This is a genomic window from Verrucosispora sp. WMMA2121 (assembly GCF_027460185.1).
Classification (GTDB): domain Bacteria; phylum Actinomycetota; class Actinomycetes; order Mycobacteriales; family Micromonosporaceae; genus Micromonospora; species Micromonospora palythoicola.
Genome location: NZ_JAPZBH010000006.1, coordinates 3,446,503 through 3,461,141 on the forward strand (window position 1 = coordinate 3,446,503; position 14,639 = coordinate 3,461,141).

At 68.8% G+C, this 14,639-nt stretch carries 9 protein-coding genes; 6 read left to right on the forward strand and 3 right to left on the reverse strand.

The genetic code is table 11. The features are described from left to right. The first annotated feature begins 155 nt into the window (after nt 1-155). The 5 genes from O7605_RS24440 to O7605_RS24460 all read left to right on the forward strand — a co-directional run bounded on the left by O7605_RS24440 (nt 156) and on the right by O7605_RS24460 (nt 7,839). A complete protein-coding gene (locus O7605_RS24440; RefSeq protein ID WP_269741320.1) occupies nt 156-1,697 on the forward strand; it encodes a sugar ABC transporter ATP-binding protein in 1,542 nt (513 codons plus the stop codon). Beyond that, the gene (locus O7605_RS24445) at nt 1,694-2,767 is read left to right on the forward strand and encodes an ABC transporter permease (RefSeq protein ID WP_269741321.1); all 1,074 of its coding nucleotides are present in this window, start codon (nt 1,694-1,696) and stop codon (nt 2,765-2,767) included. The genes O7605_RS24440 and O7605_RS24445 overlap by 4 nt, the downstream gene beginning before the upstream one ends. Before the next feature lie 76 nt (nt 2,768-2,843). After that, nucleotides 2,844-3,830, forward strand: a complete 987-nt coding sequence (gene yjfF, locus O7605_RS24450) for a galactofuranose ABC transporter, permease protein YjfF (RefSeq protein ID WP_269741322.1) — start codon at nt 2,844-2,846, stop codon at nt 3,828-3,830. Between the two features lie 27 nt (nt 3,831-3,857). Then, nucleotides 3,858-5,360 carry an L-arabinose isomerase gene (araA, locus tag O7605_RS24455; protein ID WP_269741323.1) on the forward strand — a complete coding sequence of 501 codons (1,503 nt, stop codon included), beginning with the start codon at nt 3,858-3,860 and terminating at the stop codon, nt 5,358-5,360. Nucleotides 5,361-5,742: 382 nt separating this feature from the next. Then, on the forward strand, nt 5,743-7,839 hold the full coding sequence (locus O7605_RS24460) for an RICIN domain-containing protein (protein WP_269741324.1): 2,097 nt from the start codon (nt 5,743-5,745) through the stop codon (nt 7,837-7,839). Nucleotides 7,840-8,041: 202 nt separating this feature from the next. Here O7605_RS24460 and O7605_RS24465 read toward each other — a convergent pair whose 3' ends face one another. Together O7605_RS24465 and O7605_RS24470 are read right to left on the reverse strand one after the other, a co-directional pair. Next, nucleotides 8,042-9,838, reverse strand: coding sequence for a family 43 glycosylhydrolase (locus tag O7605_RS24465; protein WP_269741325.1), 1,797 nt, complete (start codon nt 9,836-9,838; stop codon nt 8,042-8,044). After that, the gene (locus tag O7605_RS24470; RefSeq protein WP_443083964.1) at nt 9,835-11,487 is read right to left on the reverse strand and encodes a glycoside hydrolase family 27 protein; all 1,653 of its coding nucleotides are present in this window, start codon (nt 11,485-11,487) and stop codon (nt 9,835-9,837) included. The genes O7605_RS24465 and O7605_RS24470 overlap by 4 nt, the downstream gene beginning before the upstream one ends. A 563-nt stretch (nt 11,488-12,050) precedes the next feature. On the opposite strand from O7605_RS24470, the gene O7605_RS24475 reads away from it, so the two are divergent. Next, on the forward strand, nt 12,051-13,040 hold the full coding sequence (locus tag O7605_RS24475) for a LacI family DNA-binding transcriptional regulator (RefSeq protein WP_269742740.1): 990 nt from the start codon (nt 12,051-12,053) through the stop codon (nt 13,038-13,040). A 150-nt stretch (nt 13,041-13,190) separates the two neighbouring features. Here the strand turns inward: O7605_RS24475 and O7605_RS24480 are convergent, their stop codons facing one another. Further along, nucleotides 13,191-14,564: an endo-1,4-beta-xylanase gene (locus tag O7605_RS24480; protein WP_269741326.1), complete on the reverse strand. Its 1,374-nt coding sequence runs from the start codon at nt 14,562-14,564 to the stop codon at nt 13,191-13,193. Nucleotides 14,565-14,639 lie beyond the last annotated feature (75 nt).

Genomic DNA, 14,639 nt, shown 5'->3' on the forward strand with positions numbered 1-14,639 from the left:
CGTGGCGGCCCCGCCGCGTCGCCCATTCCCGACGGACTGGGCGGCCGGCCCGACGTCCCGTGCCACGCCGCCCGACCGGCCCGCCGGCCGGCCGGGCGGCGTGCCGGTACAACTGGCCCTTCCGCATCGATGAAAAGTAGAAGAGGATCGATGGGATGACGGATAGTCGTCCGGTCCTGACAATGACCGGGATCAGCAAGTCCTTTCCCGGGGTGCGCGCACTCCACAACGTCGACTTCCGGCTCCTTCCCGGCGAGGTGCACGCCCTGATGGGCGAGAACGGCGCTGGCAAGTCCACCTTGATCAAGGTGTTGACCGGCGTGTACGGCATCGACGAGGGCATCGTCACCCTCGACGGCGAGCAGGTGGCCTTCACCGGACCGATGCAGGCCGCCGCCGCCGGGGTCAGCACGGTCTACCAGGAGGTCAACCTCTGCCCGAACCTGTCCGTGGCGGAGAACATCTTCATCGGCCGGGAGCCGCGCCGCTTCGGTGCCGTCCACTGGGGCGAGGTGCGGCGGCGGGCCCGCCAGCTGTTGGCCCGGCTGGACCTCGACATCGACGTCACCGCGCCGGTGGCGAGTTTCTCCCTGGCCGTGCAGCAGATGGTCGCGATCGCCCGGGCGATCGACGTGCAGGCCCGGGTACTGATCCTGGACGAACCGACGTCCAGTCTGGACGCCGGTGAGGTCGCGCAGCTGTTCCGGATCATGCGGCAGTTGCGGGACGAGGGCATCGCCATCCTCTTCGTGACCCATTTCCTCGATCAGGTCTACGGCATCGCCGATCGGATCACCGTGCTGCGGAACGGTGCGCTGGTGGGGGAGTACCCGATCGCCGAGCTGCCACAGCTGGCGCTGGTGGAGAAGATGATCGGCAAGGAACTCGACGTCCTCGAACTCATGGAGGAGCACCCCCGGCAGACGGTGACGGCGACCGAGGGCGGTGCCCCGTTGGTCCAGGTGTCGAAGCTCGGCCGCCGGGGTGCGGTCGCTCCGTTCAGCCTGACCATCCACGCCGGTGAGGTGGTCGGCCTGGCCGGACTGCTCGGCTCCGGTCGTACCGAGGTGGCGCGGCTGTTGTTCGGCGCGGACCGGGCCGATCGTGGCGAGGTGCAGGTGGACGGCGCCCGGACGGGACTGCGCAACCCGGTGCAGGCGATCGAACAGGGCATCGGCTTCTGTTCGGAGAACCGCCGGGCGGAGGGCATCATCGCCGACCTGTCGGTACGGGAGAACATGATCCTGGCCATGCAGGCCGCCCGGGGCTGGCTGCGTCCGATCCCCCGTCGCCGTCAGGACGAACTGGTCGACCGGTACATCAAGGCGTTGAGCATCCGTCCGGCGAACCCGGAGATGCCGGTGCGCAACCTCTCCGGTGGCAACCAGCAGAAGGTCCTGCTGGCCCGCTGGCTGATCACCGAACCGCGACTGCTCATCCTGGACGAGCCGACCCGGGGCATCGACATCGGCGCGAAGGCCGAGATCCAGAAGCTGGTGGTACAGCTCTCCGACGGCGGCATGGCGGTGCTGTTCATCTCCGCCGAACTGGAGGAGGTACTGCGCCTGAGTCACCGGATCGTCGTGATGCGTGACCGACAACTGGTCGCCCAGCTCGACAACGACGACACTGTGGACGCCGACCGCGTCATGCAGACCATCGCCAGCGGCACCGAGCGTGAGGAGGCGAGCCGATGAGCGACGCCGGGAACCGCTTCCGTACCCTGCTCGGCCACCGGCTGTTCTGGCCGGTCGCCGTGCTCGTGGTCATGTTGGCGGCCAACACCGTCTACCGTCCGGGTTTCCTGGCCGTCGAGCTCAACAACGGTCACCTGTACGGCACCCCGATCGACATCCTGCGGTTGAGCGCACCGCTGATCCTGGTCGCCCTGGGCATGACCCTGGTCATCTCCACCGGCGGTATCGACCTGTCGGTCGGCTCGATCTGTGCGATCAGCGGAGCCATCGCCTGCCTCTACATCAGCCGGGCGCCGGATCAGGACAACCTCGTCACCGTGCTGACCGCGCTCGCGATGGCGCTCGGGGTCGCGCTGGTGCTCGGCGCCTGGAACGGGATCCTGGTCTCCGTCATCGGCATCCAGCCGATCATCGCCACGCTCATCCTGATGGTGGCCGGCCGGGGCCTCGCACAGCTGATCGCCGAGGGCCAGATCATCACCATCAACTCCGGTCCGTACCGGGCGATCGGGTTGGGACACCTGTTGACCCTGCCCCTGGCCATCTTCATCGCGTTGGCCGCGGCCCTGCTGGTCGCGGCGTTCACCCGGCGCACCGCGCTCGGCATGATCGTCGAGTCGGTGGGCGGCAACCGGGAGGCCAGCCGGCTGGCGGGCATCCGGTCCGGTCGGGTCGTCTTCCTCGTCTACGTGGTGAGCGCCGCCTGCGCCGCGATCGCCGGGTTCATGATGACCGCCAACGTCTCCAGTGCCGACGGCAACAACACCGGCCTGTGGGTGGAGCTGGACGCGATCCTCGCCGTCGTCATCGGCGGCACCTCGCTGGCCGGCGGCCGGTTCTACCTCGGCGGCACGATCCTCGGCGCCCTGATCATCCAGACCCTCACCACCACGGTGTACGCCATGAACATCTCACCGCAGACCGCGCTGCTGTTCAAAGCGGTCGTCGTCATCGCCGTCTGCCTCATCCAGGCACCGGCCTTCCGGGCGAAGTTCCGTCGTCGACGGGCCGGGACGCCACCGTCGCCCCAGTCGTCGCCACAGCGGCAGAAGGAGCAGGTGCCGGCATGAGTGAGCGTCAGCGAGCGAATCGTCAATGCAGGGTGTTGGTGCCTCATGGCGGCACGGAGCGGAGCGGAGTGCCGGCATGAGTAGTCTCTCGATCTCCGCTCCGAGTTGGGCCAAGCTGCCCCGGCGGCACATGCCGGTGCTGGCGACACTGGCCCTGCTGCTGGTGATGTACGGCATCGGGGTGTCCCAGTACCGGGCGTTCTCCAACATCCAGGTGGTCTTCAACGTCTTCATCGATAACGGTTTCCTGCTCGTCATCGCGGTCGGGATGACCTTCGTGATCCTCACCGGCGGCATCGACCTGTCGGTCGGTTCGGTGGCGGCGATGACCGCGATGGTCTCGGCGTGGTTGCTCCAGTCCGGCCTGCCCGCGCTGCCGGTGCTGGTGATCGCCCTGCTGATCGGGCCGACGCTCGGGTTCCTGATGGGCTGCGCGATCCACTTCTTCGACATCCAGCCGTTCATCGTCACTCTGGCCGGGATGTTCTTCGCCCGTGGCATGTGCACGTTCATCAGCAACGCGTCGATTCCGATCACCGACGGGTTCTGGACCAGGATGTCGCAGGACCGGATCGGCGATCCCCGGGGCAACTTCGTCTCGATCAGCGTGCTCGTCGCGTTCGCGGTGGTGCTGATCGCCGCGTACGTGCTGGCGTACACGCGACTGGGGCGCAACGTCTACGCGATCGGTGGCAACCCGCAGTCGGCGCTGCTGATGGGGCTGCCGGTGGGTCGTACCCGGATCGCCGTCTACACCATCAGCGGCCTGTGCGCGGCGATCGGTGGGATCCTGCTGTCCTTCTACACGCTCTCCGGCGCCCCGCTGATCGCCATCGGGATGGAACTCGACGTGATCGCGGCCGTGGTCATCGGTGGCACGGTGCTCACCGGTGGTTCGGGGTACATCTTCGGCACGGTGCTCGGTGTGCTGGTACTCGGCGTGATCCAGACCCTGATCACCTTCGACGGCAGCCTCAACTCCTGGTGGACCAAGATCGTGATCGGAGGCCTGCTCTTCGCGTTCATCCTGCTCCAGCGCCTCATCGGCATCCGCTACAAGTGACCGCCCCTCTCGCGGAAGGCAACTCCCATGGCAACACACCCTGAACCCGAGGTCTGGTTCCTCACCGGAAGCCAGGCAATGTACGGCGAGGACACGCTCCGGCAGGTGGCCGACCAGTCCCGTCAGATCGCCGCCCTGCTGGACGAATCGCCGCACATTCCCGCCCGGGTGGTCTGGAAGCCGGTCCTGACCACCAGCGCCGACATCCTGCGGACCTGCCGGGATGCCGCGACGCAGGGGGCGGTCGGGGTGATCGCCTGGATGCACACCTTCTCGCCGGCGAAGATGTGGATCTCGGGTCTGGACGCGTTGCAGACGCCGCTGCTGCACCTGCACACCCAGGCCAACGTCCTACTGCCGTGGGACGAGATCGACATGGACTTCATGAACCTCAACCAGGCCGCGCACGGCGACCGGGAGTTCGGGTACATCCAGACCCGGCTCGGGGTGGCCCGCAAGACGGTCGCCGGGCACGTCTCCGATCCTCGCGTGGTCTCCCGCGTCGGCGCCTGGACCCGGGCGGCGATCGGCTGGTCGGCCATGCGCTCGCTGCGGCTGGCGCGATTCGGCGACAACATGCGCGACGTGGCCGTCACCGAGGGGGACAAGGTCGAGGCGGAGCTGCGTTTCGGCGTCTCGGTGAACACGTACGGGGTCAACGACCTGGTGCGGGTGGTCGACGAGGTGGCCGAGGCGCAGATCGACGATCTGGTCAAGGAGTACGACGACACCTTCCGAATGGCCGCCGAGCTGCGGCCGGGCGGTGAGCGGCACGACTCGCTGCGGTACGCCGCCCGGCTGGAACTGGGCCTGCGTACCTTCCTGGACGCCGGTGGCTTCCGCGCCTTCACCACCAACTTCGAGGACCTGGGCGGCCTGCGTCAGCTGCCCGGCATCGCGGTGCAGCGCCTCATGGCCGACGGCTACGGCTTCGGCGGTGAGGGGGACTGGAAGACCTCGGTGCTGGTGCACACCCTCAAGGCGATGGCGGTCGGCACCGAGGGTGGCACCTCGTTCATGGAGGACTACACCTACGACCTCACCCCGGGTGAGGAACTGGTGCTCGGCGCCCACATGCTCGAGGTGTGCCCGTCGATCGCCGGTGACGTGCCGAACGTGGAGATCCATCCGCTGAGCATCGGCGGTCGCGAGGATCCGGTCCGGCTGGTCTTCGACGCCGCGCCGGGGCCTGCGGTCGTGCTCGGCCTGGCGGACATGGGGGAGCGTTTCCGGCTGGTCGCGAACGAGGTCGACGTGGTGTCTCCGCCGCAGCCACTGCGCCGGCTGCCGGTCGCCCGGGCGGTCTGGCGGCCGCGGCCGCACCTGCCCGGCTCCGCCGAGGCGTGGATCACCGCCGGCGCCCCCCACCACACCGTGCTGTCCCAGGCGGTGGGCGTCGAGGAGCTGCACGACCTGGCCGAGATGAGCCGTACCGAACTCGTCGTCATCGACGCCGACACCGATCCCCGGCGGTTTGCCGACGAGCTGCGCTGGAATCAGGCGTACTACCGGCTCGCCCGGGGTTTCTGACGCCCTCCGACGCCGGCGTGGCGGACCGCCCACCGTGGCCCGTCCGCCATGCCGGCGGCTGCCCGCGCCCGCGCGTGGCAGGCGTCCCCGGCCGATGTGCCACCCCGTCGGCCGGGGACCGCGAGCAGCTCCCGCGAACGGCGCGCGAGTCCTGGACGTTACGTCTTGACGAAGGCCGTGTTATCGCTCACAGTCGATAGTGAAGGCGGACGATATCTGTGGCCGTCCGGGACGTGTCATGTCGCTGCACAACTGATGGTCACCTGATCTCTCCCTTGGGCGGAGCGGTCATGTTAGCGATCACAGAGGGCGCCGCGGCGGCGACGGCGTAGGCCGCAGCCGGACCGCCCTGTTCGTTCTGCTCGCATCCTGAAGGAGAATCATGATTGCCATTGGTGAGGTCCCACGGACCCTGCCGGGCCGGCGCGGCTGGCTGTCACGCGCGGCGGCCATCCTGGTGGCGCTGGTGGTGGGCGGCTCCCTCGCCGCGGTGGCGCCGTCGCCCGCGGTCGCGGCCACGGTGGACACCAACGCGTGGTACGTACTCGTCAACCGCAACAGCGGCAAGGCGCTCGACGTCTACAACCTGGCCACCAACGACGGGGCCCGGATCACCCAGTGGTCGCGTAACGACGGAAACCATCAGCAGTGGCAGTTCGTCGACTCCGGCGGCGGCTACTACCGGCTCAAGTCGCGGCACTCGGGCAAGGTGCTCGACGTCTACAACTTCTCCACCGCCAACGGCGCGTCGATCGTGCAGTGGAGCGACCACAACGGGACCAACCAGCAGTTCCGGCTGGCCGACTCGGCCGGCGGCTACGTGCGTCTGATCAACCGCAACTCCAACAAGGTGATGGAGGTGCAGAACGCCTCGACCGCCGACGGCGGCAACATCGTGCAGTACGACGACTGGGGCGGCGCCAACCAGCAGTGGCAACTGGTCCAGGTCGGCAACGGCGGCCCCCCCACCGACCCGCCCCCCGGCGGCAGCTTCACCAACCCCGTCGTCTGGCAGGACTTCGCCGACGTAGAGGTGATCCGGGTCGGCGAGGTGTACTACATGACCGCGTCCACCATGCACTACTCGCCCGGTGCCCCGATCCTGCGCTCGTACGACCTGGTGAACTGGGAGTTCGCCGGACACTCGGTCCCCCGGCTGGACTTCGGCACCAAGTACGACCTCCCCGCCGGGCAGCAGGCGTACGTGGAGGGCATCTGGGCCTCCACGCTTAACTACCGGCCGAGCAACCAGACCTACTACTGGGCCGGGTGCATCAACTTCGCCCAGACCCACATCTACACCGCCACGGCCGTCGACGGCACCTGGAGCCGGCACGCCACCCTGCCGCAGTGCTACTACGACGCGGGGATGCTCATCGACGACAACGACACCATGTACGTCGCGTACGGCAACGGCACCATCAGCGTCGCGCAGCTCTCCGCCGACGGCCGCAGCCAGGTCCGGGCCCAGCAGGTCTACCAGACCCCGTCGAGCATCGGCACCCTGGAGGGCGCACGCTTCTACAAGCGCAACGGCGCGTACTACATCTGGTTGACCCGCCCGGCCAACGGCCAGTACGTGCTCAAGTCCACCAACGGCCCGTTCGGCCCGTACGAGCAGCGCCAGGTGCTGCTCGACATGCGGGGTCCGATCTCCGGCGGCGGAGTGCCGCACCAGGGCGGGTTGGTGCAGTTGCCGAACGGTTCCTGGTACTACATGGCCTTCACCGACGCGTACCCGGGCGGCCGGATGCCGACCCTCGCGCCGATCACCTGGACCGCGGACGGTTGGCCGCAGGTGCAGACGGTCAACGGCGCCTGGGGGGTCAACTACCCGAACCCGCTGCCGCTGCGCCCGGTCAAGCCGCTCACCGGCGTCGACACGTTCGCCGGCACCACCCTCGGTCCGCAGTACGAGTGGAACCACAACCCCGACAACAGCCGGTGGTCGGTGAACAACGGGCTTCGGCTGCAGACCGCCACCGTGACCAACGACCTCTACCGCGCACGCAACACGGTCACCCACCGCATCCAGGGGCCGACCTCGACCGGCACGGTCGAGATCGACTACTCGACGATGCGCGACGGTGATCGCGCCGGCCTGGCCATGCTGCGCGACGTCTCGGCGTGGATCGGCGTCCGACGGGACAACGGTGCCACCCGGGTGGTCATGACCAACGGGCTGAACATGAACAGCAACTGGGACACCAGCAGCACCGGCAGCGAGATCGCCAGCGCCGCGGTCTCCGGCGGACGGATCTGGCTGCGGGCCAACGCCGACATCCGGCCCGGCTCCGGTCGGCAGGCGCGTTTCTCGTACAGCACCGACGGGGTCAACTTCGTCCCGCTGGGCAACGCGTTGACGCTGAACAACAACTGGACGTTCTTCATGGGTTACCGGTTCGCCATCTTCAACTACGCCACCCAGGCGCTGGGTGGATCGGTGACGGTGCGCCGCTTCGAGTTGGCCACGCCGTGAGGTGACGGTTGACCGGTCCGGCGCCGTACCGGTGCCGGACCGGTCGACACCCACAGAGACCGGGGCCTGCCGCCCGCCCGCCGAGCGAGCGGCAGGTCCCTCCTCCGGTCCGGCGATTGCCGCCGCCGGCAGCCGGGGGACATGCGGGTGCCGGGTGGGAAACATCCCACCCGGCACCCGTCCGTTCTCCGCTACCTGTGGCTCAGGCGGCGCGGGACCACTGCATGCTGGCCGCGGAGCCGCACGTACGCTGCTCCAGGGCGGCACCGGCAGCGGTGGAGCCGCCGACCACGTTCAGGCACTTGTTGCTGTTGACGTTGACCAGCTGGTGGTAGCCGTCGCCGGTCGATCGCCAGGTGAAGACCTGGTTCAGGCCGTCGTGGCAGGTGTACTGGATGATCTGCGCACCGTCGGCGGTGGAGACGTCGCGTACGTCGACGCACTTGCCGCTGTGCACGCTCTGCAGCCGTACGTTGCCGTTGCCGGCGTCGAGGAAGCGCCATTGCTGCCAGGCGTTGCCGTTGCTGCTCCACTGACCGATCACCGCGAGGTTGTCGAGGTTCGGCTGCTGGACGTCGACAACCTGCCCGCTGTTGCGGTTGACGATCCGGTAGGCCGTCGGGGCGCTGCCACCCCCGGCGAACTGCCACCAGTCGACGTTGAACAGGCTGCCGCTGCCGCCGGCGAAACGCAGGTAGAGATCGCGCGTACCGGTGGCGCCACTCACCCCGCAACTGGTGGTGGTCCAGGTCTGCCATCCGCCGGTGCCGGCCACCGTGCAGGTGCCGACGAGCGGGCCGCTGGCGCTGTCCAGCCGTACCTCGATGCGGCCACCGCTGGTGGCCGAGGCGACCCGCGCGGAGAAGGTGGTCGCTCCGGTGCCGAAGGCAACCCCCTTGACCTTGATGTAGTCGCCGTTGTCGATCCAGCCGACGTTCATGCCACCCTCGCTGGACGGCTCGGTCTCGATACCGGAACCCCAGGCGATCGTCTCCGCCTCCTGGCGCACGTACGGGTTCAACGTGCCGACCTGGGGTGCCCCGGCGGTGGTCATGTTCATGGTGGGGATGGTCCCGTTGGAGCCGTAGGTGAATTTCTCCACCGCGACCGACCGGGTGTACCCGCCACCGCCGGGCAGCGCACCGTTGTGGTAGAAGAAGTACGACCCACCGGCGAAGTCGATCACGCCGGGGTGGTTGGTGAAGCTGGAGCCCTGCCGGGGCATCACCGTTCCCCGGTACGTCCACGGACCGGTCGGTCCGGGTGCCGTCGAGTAGCCGATGAACTCCGAGCAGCACTCCGCCGCGAACACGTTGTAGTAGAGCCCGTTGCGCTTGTAGACCCACGGCCCCTCCTCGTAGAGGGTGGGCCGGCTGGCGTTTCCGGTCCGGGTGCCGAAGCCCGCCGTGGTGAGCGGGATCTGGGTCGGACCGCCGGAGAACGAGATCATGTCGGGGTTGAGCCGCACGTACCACAGGTTCGGGTTGCCCCAGTACAGGTACGCCTGACCGTTGTCGTCGATGAACGCGTGCGGATCGATCTCGCCGTTGCCGACCAGTGGACGGCCGAGTGCGTCCCGGAACGGCCCGGTCGGGCTGTCCGCGACCCCGACCCCGATGACCATCTGCCCGTTCGAGCGTTGCCGGACCGGCACGTACCAGTAGAACTTCCCGTTGCGGGCGATGACGTGCCCGGCCCAGGCGTTGGCGTCCGCCCAGGCGAAGGTGGCCAGGCTCATCGGCGTGCCGTGGTCGGTCCAGTTCACCATGTCGGCCGAGGAGAAGACCCGCCAGTCACGCATGGTGAAGTAGGTGGAGCCGTCCTCGTCGTGTCCGGTGTAGAGGTAGACCCGACCGTCGTGCACCATCGGTGCCGGGTCGGCGGTGTAGATGTGCTGGACGATCGGGTTGTCGGCCCGCGCGAGGCCGGGTAGCAGGGCGATCGTGCAGGCCACGCTCGCGAGCACGGCGACGAAGCGCCGGAGCGCCGTGGTGCTCATGCCCGACTCCACCGCTGGTTGGTGTTGCCGTGGCAGGACCAGAGGATGACCGCGGTTCCGTTGGCCGTACCGGCGCCGTTGACGTCCAGACACAGCGAGGGGAAGCGGCCGTTGCTCACCGTGCCGTTGCCGTTGAACGTCCACTGCTGGTTGGTGCCGCCGTTGCAGTCCCAGACCTGCACCCGGGTGCCGTTCGTCGCGTTCGTCGGCACGTCCAGGCACTTGCCGAGGATCCGCAACGTCTGGCCGTTCTGGGTGATCTGCTGGTTGGGGTTGCCGTGGCAGTCCCAGATCAGGGTTCCGGTGCCGTTGGCGGTGTTCGAGTTGTCGAGATCGAGGCAGCGCCCGGCCGATTCGCTGCGCAGCCGGAAGGTGCTCGGGACCGGCGGGTTGGTGGTGCCGCCGCCGCTGACCCGGTACACCACGGTGCCGTGTGCCGGCACGCTCGCGGAGATGGTCCCGGTGGTCGTGGAGGTGCCGCCGGTCCACGCGTTGAGCAACGTGAACGAGCTGCCGGTCTTGCCGATCGCCGCCGCCGTGGTGGAGATCGTCGTGGTGGAGTTGCCCTGGTTGAACAGGGCGACCGCGACGTCACCGTTGGCTAGCCGCTTGGCCAGGATCCGCCGGGTGCCGTCGTGCGAGACCTGCACGGCCTGCAACCCCAACGTGTCCTGGTTGATCGCGATCAGGTGCTGGTTGCGCAGGATGTCGAGCGTCGCGGCGCTCGCCGAGCGCAGGTCGTTGCCCATCATCAACGGCGCCGCCATCATCGCCCACAGCGCGAAGTGGCTGCGCATCTCGGTGTCGTTCATGCCGCCGTTGCCGACCTCCAGCATGTCCGGGTCGTTGAATCCGCCCGGCGCGGCGTAACCGGCCAGCGGCACGTTCACGTTGACGATGTTCTGGATGCCCATCGGGTAGCCGTTGGTCTGACCGCTGTCCCAGGTGTTGGTGATGTCCTCGGTGGTCCGCCAGAGGTTCGCCACGTCGCTCCAGTTGCGTTGTGGCCCGGTCTTCTCGTGGATGCTGTTCGAGTTGATGCTGTAGACGATCGGCCGGCCGGTGGCCGCCAGCGCGTCGCGCATGATGCTGAACCGCGCCACCTGGTCGTTGATGGTGCCGGTGGGGGAGCACCAGTCGTACTTGAGGTAGTCCACGCCCCACGCGGCGAACTGCCGGGCGTCCTGGTACTCGTGTCCGAGGCTGCCGGTGGAGCCGGGGAAGGAGTCGAAGTACTGGGCGCAGGTCTGGTCCAGGGGGCCCTGGTAGATGCCGAACAGCAGGCCGCGGGAGTGCAGGTAATCGCCGAGGGCCTTCATGCCGCTGGGGAATCGCTGCGGGTGGGCCTGGAGGTTGCCCTGCGCGTCCCGGTCCGGGTTGAACCAGCAGTCGTCGACGACGACGTACTTGTACCCGAGGTCGCGCAGACCGTGGTTGACGATCGAGTCGGCCATCTGGCGGATGAGGGTCTCGTTGATGTTGCAGCCGAACGTGTTCCAGGTGTTCCAGCCCATCGGCGGGGTGCGGGCGACGCCGTTGTTCAGCGCCTGCGCCGGCCTGGGGGAGACGACCCCGTCGGCGAAGCTCGCGGCGAGCGTCACCGTCAGGATGCCGAGGGCGGCGGTCAGCCACCTTCTCGCGCTACGCACGTTGGATTCCTCCTTGTGTCGGTGTGGTGGTCGGTGCGGCCGCCGGCGTGGCGGCGTGCGGCGGGGGCGGCCGGGTGGAACTCCGCGCGGATCCGGCGTACGCCGCCCACGTACGCGTGCAGTCCTCCGGGACGCCGATGTGCCAGGCCCGGATGTCGCCGGTCGTCACGCCGTCCCGGGCCCCGCACGGCTCCCGCCGCGCCGTGTCGGCAGGTGCCGTTCCGATGACAGGAATGTTATCGCTATCATCTATGCCTGTAAATTGTCCGTTGCCGCTCGTGCAGCCTCACCGAAGTGTTGACACGCGCAGCCGACCCGACAGAGAAGTAACGCGTGTGACCGCTAACAGGTGGCCCTGCCGGAAGCTGCGGTCGGCCCGGCGGTCACCGGGGCGGCTGCTGGCGCTAGACTGTGCGTGATCTAGCGCTCTCCACCCGGACGGCACGGCCGGCGTGGGCACCGCGCGAGGGGATCTTTGTACCTGAGCCGTGCCAGTCATCGCCGACGGGCTGCGGCGATGACTGGATTGCGGGGAGTGTGAGATGGCCGTACGCGATCCTGCGATGACGGACGTGGCCCGCCTCGCCGGTGTTTCCCACCAGACGGTCTCACGCGTGCTCAACGGGCACCCGAACGTGCGGGAGCAGACCCGGCTGCGCGTCCAGGCGGCCATCGCCGAGCTCGGCTACCGGCCGAACCGGGCGGCCCGTGCGCTGGTCACCGGCCGATCCCAGGTGATCGGCGTGGTCGCGCAGAACACCACCCTCTACGGTCCGGCCTCGCTACTGGCCGCGCTGGAGCAGGCGGCCGCCGAGTCCGGTTTCGCGGTCAGTGTGGGTAGCGTGCGTGACCTCGACCATCGGTCGATTTCCGCGGTGGTCGAGCGGCATCTGGCGCACCGGGTCGCCGGTATCGTGGTGATCGCGCCGGTGGAGTCGGCGGGCGAGGCGCTGGAGCGCCTACCCAAGGACGTGCCGCTGGTGACCGTGGACGGTGATCCGCACCGACCGATGCCGCTGGTGACCGTTGACCAGGCCGCCGGCGCCCGGGCCGCCACCCAGCACCTGCTCGACGCCGGCCACCGTACGGTCTGGCACGTTTCCGGCCCGTCGGACTGGTTCGACAGCGCCGGCCGCATCGAGGGGTGGCGGGAGGCCCTGACCTCGGCCGGGGCGGAGATCCCGCCGCTGGTGCCGGCGGACTGGTCCGCAGCAGCCGGCTACCGGTGTGGGCAGATGCTGGCCCGAATGCCCGACGTCACCGCCGTCTTCACCGCCAACGACCACCTGGCCCTCGGAGTGCTGCGCGCCCTGCACGAGCACGGCCGCCGGGTGCCGGACGACATCAGCGTGGTCGGCTTCGACGACGTGCCCGAGGCCGCCTACTTCATTCCGCCGCTGACCACCGTGCGACCGGACTTCGGCGCGGTGGCGCGGGCGAGCCTGGAGATGCTGCTCACTCAGATCGAGTCGGTGAGCGGCGGTGCCCTGCGCCGGACCATCGCCCCGACCCTGGTGGCCCGCCGAAGCGTAGGCCCACCTCCCCGCCGCTGACCCCACCCCACCCCACCCACCCACCCCACCGCCCGGCCCCCTCGGCGCGGTGATCAAGAAGTTCGCGTCGGATTTCGTGCTGGACGCGACCAGAACTTCTTGATCAACCGGTGGGTGGGGCCGGGGTGGGGTGGGTGGGTGGGGGAGTGGTCAGGTGGCGGTGCAGGTGGGGGTGGCGGATGGGCCGACGCCGGTGCCCTGAAAGCCGAACTCGGTGCTACCGCCCGCGCCGACCTGGCCGTTGTAGCTGACGTTGGCGAAATTCACCGTCCCGGTGCTGCCGCTGGCCTGCGCGCTCCAGGTGCCGGTGACCGCCGCCCCGCCGGGCAGCGTGATCCGTACGGTCCAGCCGCGGATCGCGGCACTGCCGGCGGTGACCCGGACGGTGGCCACGAAGCCGCCGTTCCAGGAGTTCAGCGACACCGACGCCGAGCAGCCACCGCCGCCCGGCGGGGGCGCGGTGGTGGTCGGTGGCGCGGTGGTCGGGTTCGGTCCGCTGACGCTGTTCAGCGCGTTGAGCACCGAGGTGTACGCGGGCTTCTTGTTCCCGTTGCCGTCGAACAGCAGCGGGTTGTCATCTCGCCACGAGGCGGCGTCCCAGACTCCCCAGACCGTGATACCGGTGCAGCGCGTCACGGCCAGGCAGGCCCGGGTGACCCGTTCGTAGATGCTCGCCTGGTTGGCGCCCTGGGCGACGTCCAGCTCGGTGATCTGCACGTCCACGCCGAGGTCGGCGAAGCGTTGCAGGTTGGCCTGGTAGTCGCTGGCGAGGGTGGTGCCGAGGTGGGACTGGAAGCCGACGCAGTCGATGGGTACGCCGCGCTGTTTGAAGTCGCGCACCATGTTGTAGATGCCGGTCGACTTCGCGTTGATGCCGTCGGTGTTGTAGTCGTTGTAGCAGAGTTTGGCGCCAGGGTCGGCGGCGCGGGCGGCGCGGAAGGCCGCCTCGATCCAGTCGTTGCCGGTGCGTTGCAGGTTCGAGTCCCGCCGTGCGCCACTGCCGCCGTCGGCGAACGCCTCGTTCACCACGTCCCACGAATGGATCTGTCCCCGGTAGTGGGTGGCCACCCGCGTGACGTGGTTGATCGCCGCGTTGCGCAGCGCGGTGCCGGACAGGTTCTGCGCCCAGCCGGGCTGTTGCGCGTGCCAGAGCAGGGTGTGACCACGTACGGACATCCCGTTGGCCCGGGCGTGTGCGACGAGGCGGTCACCGGCGCTGAAGTTGAAGACGTTCTGCTGGGGTTCGTTGGCGTACCACTTCATCTCGTTCTCGGCCACGATCGAGTTGAACTCGCGATTGAGGATCGTGGCGTAGGCGGAGTTGGAGAGCTGGAACGAGTTGGTGGCGGCGCCGAAGTAGCGGCCGCTCTGCGCCGCCGCCGCGCCGAGGGTGCTGGCGGCGGCGTGTGCGGAGGGCGCGACCAGCGCGGTGGAGACGAGCAGCGCGGCACCGGCCGCGACGGACATCAGCACGGTACGCGGCCGGACGCCCACGCCCCTGCCTGCGGTGGTTCTGGTTCTCATCGACGTGCCCTTTCGATGGTGGTGGTTCGGCGTGCCGCCGCGAATCCGCTGTCGATTGCCGTGAACCCGGGCCCG